The organism is Bacillus sp. 05T22 (genome assembly GCF_056396765.1).
Genome location: NZ_JBFTMC010000204.1, coordinates 1 through 3285 on the forward strand (window position 1 = coordinate 1; position 3285 = coordinate 3285).

The following is a 3285-nucleotide window of genomic DNA, read 5'->3' on the forward strand; positions in this document are numbered from 1 at the left end:
GGGTAGGAAAGATATTCATCTTATGATTTATACGTTCTGGGGGATTTTTTCTATCAATTCCAAGTTTATTATAAAAGTCTTCTAGATTTACCATTATTATTTCTCACTCCCAATAGAAATTTATAATAAATATATCCATTATATGGTAGTACACTTTGTATCTTAACCTTAACTGTTTTCTTATTAAGAAGACGAGATAGAGAGATGTTAGCACTTCTTGTTTTCATTGTATTGTACTCATGGTTTCTTTATTTCCTTTTATATGGGTACTAAATAGGGACGAACAGCAACTATTAGAAAAAGGAAAACCAGTTGAAATTGTAGTTGTAAGTAAAAAAGAACTGCCTGCAAGAGGAGGTACCGATTATACGGTAGAGTATGACTTAGATAATAAACTATACAGTATTCACGTAAATAAACCYTTCTATGATGGCGTAAAGAAAGGTGACACATTCGAAGCGATTCAGTACAAAGGTAGAATTAAGATTGACCCAAAATACCATATAGGAGTATACGAATGAGCAAAAAGAAACAGATAAACTTAGGAAAAGAGTCAGATGATTTTGAAGAGTTAGATAAGAAACCCGAATCAGAAAAGAAAAAGAAGACTTGGATTTACATTAGTCTTTTCGTTTTACTCTTTGTTGTACTTTCTGTAATTGAGGGGTTTCAAGATAGAGAACTAATTCGTAATGGTAAGCCTATGGAGGTGACTGTTATAGACAGACAAATCGAAAAAGAGCATCTCATATTTAAACACCCTACATTGACATTATATGTAGATAATGAACTTCAAAAGGTATGGGTAAAGCAAGAAACATATGATAAGGCATTATTAGGCAATAAGATTCATGTAATTAAGTATAAAGGTGAGGTTAAACTAGACCCTAGATATGATTATGAGGATTTAGTAATAGAACGCTATTAACCAAGTAAGTTAAACAATTTAGGAGTAAGAATTAACGTATGGAACATGATATTAAAAGTATTGTTGATTATACCTATTACAGTTGCCTTTACTTTGTATCCTTTCATGACTGAACATACTGTATCAGCAAACAATGGTGATTATAAGACTTGGAAACAGTATGAAGGTAAACGTCAAGTAACTTCAAAATATACAATAAAGATTGATTTTAGAGTTGCTTGACGTTTACTTCACTTTTTTCGATTAAAGACTTTTGCCTACAAACTGCATTTCCCGCTGCAATTTCATAAACGAACGGTACATGCCAATTCTCCAAGAGACGATCATCGCAAAAGCAAGTAAGAAGAACATACCGCTTAATTGTCCTAAATCAATTGATTGACTTAAATATTCTTTCATACCGAGGCGGACAGCTAGTAAACCGACTAAAATAAAGATGAATGCTTTAGAAGGTATTAAAAAGATGTCTTTTCCACGTATTTCAAATTTTGACGTTTTAATAAGAAAAATAGAGAAAAATAAACCAACGATAACTGCTTCGAGAATTTCAGATGATGTTAAGCGAAATTCTGGTAAGAAGTACATGCATGCTCCCGTACTCATAAAAATTGGCGGGAGTATAATTTTTTTAAGTGTTACAGGTTTCTTTGCTGATTTTAAGCGAAGAAACATCATTCCAACAGCCATACAAAGAGCAATAATACTTGATAAAACAGCTAAGCTCATGTTTGACCTCCTTTTATCCTTTGAATGATTTTTTTAATAGAATCATAAACCAAACGAGAGCGATACCAATGATCGTATGAGACATTCCTGTAATATGACTTAATCCTTTAAAATCAGCTCCATTGATTTGCAGAAGTCCGCGCGCTGCCAATGAAGATACTGTTAAAACTAATCCTACATTATAGACGATGAACCACATGTTAAAACTTTTTGCCTCATGGAATGCAAATGATTTTGATAGGGCTAAGGCAATTAAGAAGAATAAAAATCCAAGAACTAACACATGTGTGTGTAATAGGTTTAGTAAAGTCGTACCTTGAATTCCTTGCGCTTTTGCATATTCTCTCGCGAATATACCTGATAATAAACCGATAATTAAATAAGTGAATGCTGCATTATATAACTTTTTCATCATATACCTCCTAGGTAGCATTAGCAATGTTTATTTTTGGATAGTAGGCTGCGATTATTAGTGGTTTGTCATTCCGTATATAAGGCCAGAAATATATGGGATCAGCCAAATGAACCAGACGATAATACTTAGCTTGTGGAATGTTGTCATCATTTTTGTATCTTTTTTGATTAACACAATTGTTGCCCAAACAGCATGGAATAACATCAGTAAAATGGCGGCTAAGCCTGTGATTCCGTGGAAACTGAATAGGGATCCTGCTCCTGCCATCTTTTCCATTAATGTAGTTCCGAGTGTATCACATACGAGTCCGAGCCAAAAAATAACGACATGCCAAGGTTTTAATGTCTTTTGGAATTTTTCACTCCATACGCCAATTGTATAAAAAATGAGTGCAGCTGTAATACATGTAATAGCAGATGCCAACACGTTCATCATTCCTTTCTAACAGTCATGTTCCTTATATAAATCATGTTACATGAGAATTATGAATAGAATATGAACGCAATATTACATATGAAATTGGCGTAATTATTATATTTAAATTGTATTATGTTGTAAACAAAAAATGAAGAGGTACTTGTGAATAAAGAAAAAACTTTCTTATTCCCTATGGAAATAGGTATAAGAAAGTTTTTTTATTTATTGTGATTTACACTTCGTTTTCTCGTAATAATTTTCCATCRCGAAGTGTTAAAATTCGATCGCATACATCAAGCATTTTTTCATCGTGTGTAATCATAATCGCTGATTTTTTATTTTTCTTCACTTCTTGCTTCATTAATTCAACGACTTCTCTTGCACGTTTTGAATCAAGACTAGCAGTCGGTTCGTCAGCTAAAATTAAGTCTGGGTCATTCATGAACGCACGAGCAATCGCTACACGTTGTTTTTCACCGCCTGAAAGTTGATTTGGATGATGATTCATGCGATGTCCTAATCCAAATGTTTTCAGTAATTGTTCTGCAAACTTACCAGCTTCTTTTTTATCTTCTCCTTTTAACTTAGCGATATACAGAAGTTGTTCTTTTACCGTTAAGAAAGGTACGAGGTTTGCGAATTGGAATATAAATCCGATTTTTCTTAAGCGAATATCGGTCATTTCCTTTTCTGATAAGCTTGTTATATTTTGACCAGAAACATAAATGTTCCCTTTTGAAGGAGAGAGCAGTGCACCTGCAATGGAAAGTAATGTACTTTTCCCAGAGCCAGATGGACC

6 protein-coding genes are annotated in these 3285 nt (G+C 33.4%); 2 read left to right on the forward strand and 4 right to left on the reverse strand.

The window, feature by feature from the left end; genetic code table 11:
* Positions 1-239 precede the first annotated feature (239 nt).
* Together AC1DIT_RS27605 and AC1DIT_RS27610 are read left to right on the forward strand one after the other, a co-directional pair.
* Entirely contained in the window at positions 240-521 is a 282-nt protein-coding gene (locus AC1DIT_RS27605) for a hypothetical protein (protein WP_016115867.1), read from the forward strand.
* Complete coding sequence (locus tag AC1DIT_RS27610) at positions 518-928, forward strand: hypothetical protein (protein ID WP_016115866.1); 411 nt, start codon at positions 518-520, stop codon at positions 926-928. Before AC1DIT_RS27605 ends, AC1DIT_RS27610 begins: the two co-directional genes overlap by 4 nt.
* A gap of 243 nt (positions 929-1171) precedes the next feature.
* On the opposite strand, the gene AC1DIT_RS27615 is transcribed toward AC1DIT_RS27610, so the two are convergent.
* From AC1DIT_RS27615 to AC1DIT_RS27630, 4 genes are all read right to left on the reverse strand, one after another.
* Positions 1172-1654, reverse strand: a complete 483-nt coding sequence (locus tag AC1DIT_RS27615) for a CcdC family protein (protein WP_016115865.1) — start codon at positions 1652-1654, stop codon at positions 1172-1174.
* A 13-nt stretch (positions 1655-1667) separates the two neighbouring features.
* A complete protein-coding gene (locus tag AC1DIT_RS27620) occupies positions 1668-2066 on the reverse strand; it encodes a DUF2871 domain-containing protein (protein ID WP_016115864.1) in 399 nt (132 codons plus the stop codon).
* A 57-nt stretch (positions 2067-2123) separates the two neighbouring features.
* Positions 2124-2495 (reverse strand): HsmA family protein, encoded by a 372-nt coding sequence (locus AC1DIT_RS27625; protein WP_016115863.1) that lies wholly within the window; start codon positions 2493-2495, stop codon positions 2124-2126.
* A gap of 223 nt (positions 2496-2718) precedes the next feature.
* Positions 2719-3285 (reverse strand): ABC transporter ATP-binding protein (locus AC1DIT_RS27630; protein WP_476998572.1); only part of this gene is annotated, 567 nt, incomplete at its 5' end.